The sequence below is a fragment of the Streptomyces sp. NPDC048349 genome (genome assembly GCF_040651925.1).
Taxonomy (GTDB): Bacteria; Actinomycetota; Actinomycetes; order Streptomycetales; family Streptomycetaceae; genus Streptomyces.
The window spans coordinates 74,410-81,447 of the sequence record NZ_JBEZLA010000034.1; the positions used below are offsets into that span (position 1 = coordinate 74,410).

The 7,038-nt window shown below is 73.8% G+C and carries 3 protein-coding genes; all 3 read left to right on the forward strand.

Annotation, left to right across the window (positions count from 1 at the left end; genetic code table 11):
* Positions 1-12: 12 nt before the first annotated feature.
* The 3 genes from AB0D44_RS19845 to AB0D44_RS19855 all read left to right on the forward strand — a co-directional run bounded on the left by AB0D44_RS19845 (position 13) and on the right by AB0D44_RS19855 (position 6,756).
* On the forward strand, positions 13-1,260 hold the full coding sequence (locus AB0D44_RS19845) for a MinD/ParA family protein (RefSeq protein WP_362592403.1): 1,248 nt from the start codon (positions 13-15) through the stop codon (positions 1,258-1,260).
* Between the two features lie 2 nt (positions 1,261-1,262).
* Positions 1,263-5,237, forward strand: a complete 3,975-nt coding sequence (gene eccCa, locus AB0D44_RS19850) for a type VII secretion protein EccCa (protein ID WP_362592405.1) — start codon at positions 1,263-1,265, stop codon at positions 5,235-5,237.
* 100 nt (positions 5,238-5,337) lie between these two features.
* Entirely contained in the window at positions 5,338-6,756 is a 1,419-nt protein-coding gene (locus AB0D44_RS19855; RefSeq protein ID WP_362592408.1) for a DUF6177 family protein, read from the forward strand.
* Positions 6,757-7,038: the final 282 nt, after the last annotated feature.

Consider the following 7,038-nt stretch of genomic DNA (forward strand, 5'->3'; position numbering starts at 1 on the left):
GCAGGGGCAGACATGCGACACGGAGACAACTGGCAGGGCGACGTCCTGCGCGACCTCAGGGGCGGAGCGCAGCCTCCGGCCCAGGGTCCGGGCGGCCCGCAGCAGCCGGTGCCGGGTCCCGGCCCGCAGCAGCCGGTGCCGGGTCCCGGCCCGCAGCCCCCCGCCCCGGGCGCCGCGGAGGCCGCGTACGGGTACCCGCCGCAGGGCCCGGCCGGAGCGCCGGCCGCCGCCGTACCGCCGGGCCACCCGCAGCCGCCGGGCCACCCCCAGCCGCAGCCCCAGGCCCAGCCCCAGCCGCGGGCCGCGTACGCCCCCGCGGGGCACGGGCAGGGCGCGCGCGCCCCCGAGTCCCGGCCCGCGGTGGACCGGAACCTCGCCGGGGTGGGCCGCGGGGCCCGGCACGGCGAGCCGTTCACCGCCCGCGCCCTGCGCGCCGTACGCAGAACCGTTTCCTCCTCGGCGGCCCGCGAGGTGGCCGAGGCCACCCGCGCCGCCGAACTGCTCCAGCAGCCCGTGACCACCGGCCGCCAGATCGCCGTCACCTCCATCCGCGGCGGCGCCGGCAAGTCCACGATCGCCGCCCTGCTCGGCACCACGTACGCGCACTACCGGCAGGACCCCGTCCTCTTCGTCGAGGCCGACCCCGCCCTGGGCTCGCTGCCGATCCGGCTCGGCGCCGAGACCCTGCGCTGGACCACCGGCGACGTCGCGGGCATCGTCGAGCCCCAGATGTCGCTGCTCGACGTCACCGGCTACCTGGTGCAGCTGCGCGACAACGCATGGCTGCTGCCCGGCAGCCAGGGCCAGATCGGCGCGATGCTCGACACCCGGTCCTACGAGCGGGCCATGGTGGCGCTCCGCCGCTACTTCGGCGTGACCGTCGTCGACTGCGAGACGCTGCCCGCCGAGGTCGCCCGCGTCGCCCTCTCCGCCTCCCAGGCCCGCGTCCTGGCCGCCCCGGCCACCCTGGACGGCGTCACCAGCACGCACGCGGTCCTCCAGTGGATGCAGGGCCTGCCCCCGCATGTGATGGCGAGCACCGTCGTCGTGCTCACGGAGCAGGCGCCGCGCTCCGGGATCGACGTCGCCGAGGCCGCCCGCACCCTCCAGGCCGCCGGGCCCAGCGTCCACGTCCTGCCGTACGACCGTCACCTGGCGGACGGCGGCCACATCCGCACCGAACTCCTCGCCCACTCGACCAGGCAGACCGCCGCCCGGCTCGCCGCGGACGTCTTCCAGCTCTCCCAGAAGCGCCACTGACGATGAGTACCCGACTGATCCACCGCCCGGCGCGGACCATCAGGCCCCCGGCGGCCCCCGCGGCACGCACCATCGAGGCCCCGCCCAACCTGCCCGAGGGCAAGACGGGCAACATCGCGATGTCGCTGCTGCCCGTGGCCGGGGTCATGTCGTCCGTCGTGATGATGACGGTCGTCCGCAACAGCCAGTTCGCCGCGCTCGGCGCGCTGATCCTGGTCGTCACCATCATCGGCTCCCTCGCGCTCGTCTTCTCGCAGCGCGGCAAGGCCCAGCGCACCCGCCGCACCCAGCGCGAGGCCTACCTGGCCTACCTGGAGGACCTGCGCGAGGAACTCTCCGCCGAGGAACGCGAACGCGGCGAGCACGCCGACGTCCTCAACCCGCCGCCGCACGCCCTGTACGACATCGTCCGCGACCCGGCCCGGCTGTGGGAGCGCCGCCGCGTCGACGGCGACTTCCTGCGCGTGCGCGTCGGCACCGGTGAGATGCCCGTGCGCGACCTGCAGATCGGCCAGCAGGGGTCCTCCGTCCTCACCCCGCCCGACCGGTTCATGCTCAACGAGGCATCTGCCCTGACGGCCCGCTTCCGCAACGGCACCGAACTCCCGCTCACCGTCCCGCTCGACCGCGTCGGCAACGTCAGCGTCATCGGCCCCCGCGAGGACTGCCTGCGCGTCGCACGCGCCCTGCTGGTCCAGGCCGCCGCCCTGCACGCCCCCGACGACGTGGCGATCGCCCTGGCCGTGCCCGGCGACCGGCTCGAGGACTGGGAGTGGGCCAAGTGGATGCCGCACCTCCTGGACACCGAGCAGCTCGACGGCCCCGTCGCCGCCCGCCGCATCGCCCCCTCCGCGGCGCAGCTCGCCCGGCAGGTCGGACCGGAACTGCGACGCCGCGCCTCCTACGCCGCCGAGGTGCGCCGCGGACTGTCCGGCAAGGACGCCCTGGCCATGACCTCCCGGCTGCTCGTCGTGACCGACGGACACGGTGAGGACGCCGTGGAACTGCCGCGTCCCGATGACGCGGTCGGCTTGCGCGAGATGGGCGTCACCGTCCTCCACCTGCTCGAACAGCGGGTCCAGGAGCCCGGGCATGTCGGCGTGCGGATCACCGTCGACGGCGACCGGGTGCTCATCGAGGACCTTCGCCAGGATGAGCCCATCAGCGCCCACGGCACCGTCGACGAGGTCGGCGTCCCCTTCGCCGAGGGCCTCGCCCGCATGCTCGCCCCGCTGCGCCTGTCCGCGGAATCCCTCATCGACGCCCCCCTGTCCGGGCCCGTCGACTTCGCCGACCTGCTCGGCATCGACGACGTGGCCCGCCTCGACCTGCCGAGCCTGTGGGCCCCCCGCGGCGAACGCGCCTTCCTGCGCGTCCCCATCGGCATCAGCGACTCCCGCGAGCCCGTGCTGCTGGACCTGAAGGAGTCCTCCGAGCTGGGCATGGGCCCGCACGGTCTGTGCGTCGGCGCCACCGGTTCCGGCAAGTCCGAACTGCTGCGCACCCTCGTCCTCGCCCTGGTGGCCACCCACCCGCCGGAGGACCTCGCGCTGGTCCTCGTCGACTACAAGGGCGGCGCCACCTTCGCTCCGTTCGCCGACCTGCCGCACGTGGCCGGCGTCATCACCAACCTGGAGAACCAGGCCGGTCTCGTCGAGCGCGTCCACGCCTCGCTCGCCGGCGAGGTCAAGCGCCGCCAGCAGGTCCTCAAGGACGCGGGCAACGTCGCCGACATCGGCGACTACGCCGCGCTGCGCGCCGAGCGCCGGCCCGACCTGGACCCGCTGCCCCACCTGTTCGTCGTCATCGACGAGTTCGGCGAACTCCTCACCGCCAAGCCGGACTTCATCGACCTGTTCCTGTCCATCGGCCGCATCGGCCGCTCCATCGGCGTGCACCTGCTGCTCTCCAGCCAGCGCATCGAGGGCGGCAAGCTCAAGGGCCTGGACACCTACCTCTCCTACCGGCTGGGCCTGCGCACCTTCTCCGCCGACGAGTCCCGCACGGTCCTGGACACCACCGACGCCTTCCACCTGCCGCCGCTGCCCGGTTTCGGCTACCTCAAGGTCGACACCAGCCACTACGAGCGGTTCAAGGCCAGCTACGTCTCCGGAGCCTACCGGGGACCCGTACAGCGCGCCGAGGACGAGGACAGCGGCCCCCTCGCCCTGGAGTACGAGGCCTTCAACACCCTGTCCAAGCCGGAGAGCACGGGTGCCCAGGAGCCCTCGGCGCGGCGCCGCGAGACCGGCCCGACCGAGATGGGCGTCATCGTCGACCAGCTGCAGAACGCCGCCGCTCCGGTGCGCCGCATCTGGCTGCCCCCACTGCCCGACGCGATCGCCCTGGACACGGTCGCCGGCCCCCTCGACGTGGGCGCGCGCGGAATGCAGCTGTCCAAGCGGCGCGGGCGGCTCTCGGTGCCGCTCGGCCTGCTCGACGACCCGACCAGGCAGTGGCAGGGCGAGTGGTACCTCGACCTCACCGTCGCGGGCGGCCACGCCGCCGTCATCGGCGGCCCGCAGTCCGGCAAGACCACCCTGCTGCGCACCCTGGTCCTCTCGCTCGCGCTGACCCACACCCCGCAGGAGGTCGGCGTCTACGGCCTCGACCTGGTCGGCGGCGGCCTGCAGGCCCTGTCGGGCCTGCCGCACGTGGGCGGGATCGCCGGGCGCGCCGACCGCGAGCGCGCCGCTCGCACCGTCGAGGAAGTACGCACCATGCTCGCCCTGCGCGAGGACGTCTTCCGCGAGCACAACATCGACTCCGTCGAGCAGCTGCGCACCCTGCACGCGGCCGGCCGGCTGCCCGAGCTGGCCTCCGCCGAGATCGTCCTCGTCATCGACGGCTTCGGCGCCCTGCGCGACGACTTCGAGGAGCTCGACGACGCCGTCGTCGACGTCCTCAAGCGCGGTGGCGGCTACGGCATCCACGTCGTCGCGGGCATGCTCCGCTGGAACGACGTCCGCATCGCCACCCAGTCGAACTTCGGCACGCGCGTCGAGCTGCGCCTCAACGACCCCAGCGAGTCCAGCATCGAGCGCAAGCTCGCCGAGACCCTGTCCCCGGACGAGCCCGGCCGCGTCCTCACCGACGGCAAGCTCTTCGCCCAGGTGGCACTGCCCCGCACGGACGGCCTCCGCGACACAGCCGAGCTGGGCGCGGTGCTGGAACGCACGGCCCGTACGATCCGCGCCACCTGGAGCGGCGAGGCCGCCCAGCCGGTACGGGTGCTGCCGCACCTGCTGGAGCCGCACCTGCTGCCGGGCCCGGTCGCCGAGCCCAAGCGGGTGCCGATCGGCCTCGACCAGAGCGCGCTGGCGCCCGTACTCCTGGACCTGTTCCGGCACGACCAGCACCTGCTGGTCATGGGCGACAGCGAATGCGGCAAGACCAACCTCCTGAAGACGATCGCCGGCGGCCTCATCGAGCGCTACGGCCAGGACGAGCTGGTGTTCGCCATCATGGACCCGCGGCGCAGCCTGCGCGGGGTGGTCCCGGAGGAGTTCAACGGCGGGTACGCCTACAACGCCAAGATGTGCGCCGGGCTGGCCGCGGGCATCGCCACCGAGCTGGAGCGGCGGCTGCCCGACGACAGCGCCCCCCTGGAGGACCTGGAGCCGGGCAGCTGGGGCGGCGGCCCGCGGATCGTGGTGCTCGTCGACGACTACGACGTGCTGACCACCGCGGGACAGACGCCGCTCGCCCCGTTCGTCCCGTACATCCCGTCGGCCGCGGACATCGGCCTGCACTTCGTCCTGACGCGCCGCGTCGCGGGCGCCTCGCGCGGGATGTACGAGCCGCTGGTGCAGGGCCTGCGCGAATCGGGGGCCTCGGCGGTCGTCATGGCGGGTGACCGCGGCGAGGGCCAGCTGTTCCCGGGGGTGTACGCCTCCCAGCAGCCGCCCGGGCGCGGTGTGCTCATCCGCAGGGGCCAGTCCAACCGCCTGATCCAGACCGTGTGCACGCCCGAATAGGCCCGCGGCCCCGCCCCCTGCCCGGCCGCGGCCGCCGTGGCCCCTGCCGTCGCCCCCGTCCCATCCTGGAATCCCGGACTGCGAAGGACCGTACGACCCCATGACCAAGGACGTCATAGCCCTCACTCCGAAAATGCCCGATCCGTGGGCGGTGCTCGCCGGCCTCCTCTCCGGGGGCCCGGACAAGCTGGTGGACACGACGGGCGAGGGGGCGGTCGTCCAGCTCTGCGACGAGCAGGGTCGGCCGCTGGTCTCGGTCGAGGCGCCGCTGCTGGTCCAGGTCGAGGGGGAGGCCGAGCGGCTGCTCGGGGCCACTGCGCCGCGCGTTCCGTACTGGTGGACCGAAGCCCGCGCCACCACCGGCGTCCCCGACGCCGAACGCCTGGCGGGGACCTTCGCGGCCCGCCTCGCCTCCCTGGCCGGGGGCACGGCCTGGCCGCCGGAGGCGGCGCGCTCGCTCGCCGTGGTGCAGACCGACGGGGTCAGCGTCGCGCCCACGCCCGCCGCGGCGCAGCCCGCCGTCGACGTGCTGACCCCCAACGTCGCCGTGGTCATCATGGACCGCCCGGTCGTCGCCATGACGGCCTGGCTCTCCGACGCCTTCCGGGCCGCCGCGGCGGCCGAGCGGGGCCTGCAGGTCGTCACCCCGCCGGGGACCGTACTGTCCCCGGCGGTGCTGGCGAACATGCCGCAGTGGCCCTCGCGGTGGGTCGTGCAGGACGAGCGTGAGGGCTACTACGACGGGCTCTCGGGCGCGCTGCTGCGCTGGCAGGAGGGCATGTTCGCGACCGTGGTGGCCGAGGACGCCACCGAGGACGACCCGCGCACCCCGGTCGCCGCCTCGTACAAGGAGGTGGCCGAGACGGCCGAGCGGCAGCTGGCGATCACCTTCCGCACGGTCCACCCCGCCGACGACCGGCTGGTGCTCGGGGGCGCCCTGGAGACGGTGTGGCGCGAGCTGACCGGCGAGCCGCCGGCGGGCTGGGGCACGGCCGAACCGGCCAACCTGCCCTGGGCGCCGGGCCGGCTGACCGACGTGGCGTTCGCGCGGGCCCCCGAGCCGACGTGGTTCGTGGTCGTGGGCAGCCCGCAGCGGCCCGGCCTGGCCACGGTGCGGATCAGCCGTACCAAGGCGGGTGTCGAGGAGACCGTGACGCTGGCGCTCGGCTACGGGGCCGGCGAGGAACCGCCGCTGGACGCCCTGCCGCGCACGGCGGAGGCGCTTGCCACCCGCCACCACCTCCAGTCGATGCTCGTACAACTCCGCAAAGCGCGCCGCGATCTGCTGGTACCGCCGCGCTTCGAGGGACCGGGCGTGCCGCTGGCCTTCGCCCTGGGCGCGGAGGAGGTCCGGGCGATGCCGGACGACCGCGCCCGACGGACGCCGCTGGCCCAACAGCCGCTGCCGCTGGGCCCGAAGGCCCGTCCGGCGTACTACTACCCGCTACCGGGCGACCCTTCGGACCTGTCGGGATGGGCCGACTACGAGCGGCTGATGAGCCATCTGAAGGGGCTGTGAAGGTGCCTGGCGCCTTGTCATAGCCTGGTCACAACCCGCTGGTTGCTGGTTGCAGGAGCGATGTAAGTTGATAGAACTGGACATACTTACGGTCGATCGAGTGTGCGGGGGTGTGGGATGAAGTTCGACATGGGGTCGCAGGTTCTGACGAATCTGATGTCGGGGTCGCGGACGTCGAATACGGACCTGGGTTCGCTGATCAAGCAGCTGGTGGCTGCGGCGCAGCCGTTGGAGGGCAAGTTCCAGGGGCAGGGCAAGGTCGCGTTCGATTCGTTCAAGGTG